Genomic DNA, 290 nt, shown 5'->3' on the forward strand with positions numbered 1-290 from the left:
CCCCCCCCCCCCCCCCCCCCCCCCCCCCCCCCCCCCCCCCCCCCCTCCCACCAAAGAAGAACCCCCCCCCCCAGATTACTACGCGTCTCGTGGGCTCGGAGATGTGTATAAGAGACAGCGAGGGAACCCGCCACGACGCAGTCCCACGACAGGCTGCCGAGCGACCCGAGCGCCTCGACGAGCACGTCGTGACGCTGCACGAGTCGCACGCTGTCTCTTATACACATCTCCGAGCCCACGAGACGCGTAGTAATCTGGGGGGGTGTGTGTTTGTTTTGGGAGGGGGGGGG

At 68.3% G+C, this 290-nt stretch carries 1 protein-coding gene; it reads left to right on the plus strand.

The window, feature by feature from the left end; all coding sequences use genetic code 11:
* Nucleotides 1–89 precede the first annotated feature (89 nt).
* Nucleotides 90–290 (plus strand): hypothetical protein (locus ACPYOM_RS22280; RefSeq protein WP_481347632.1); only part of this gene is annotated, 201 nt, incomplete at its 3' end.

Source organism: Monashia sp. HAY1-2A (genome assembly GCF_056755315.1).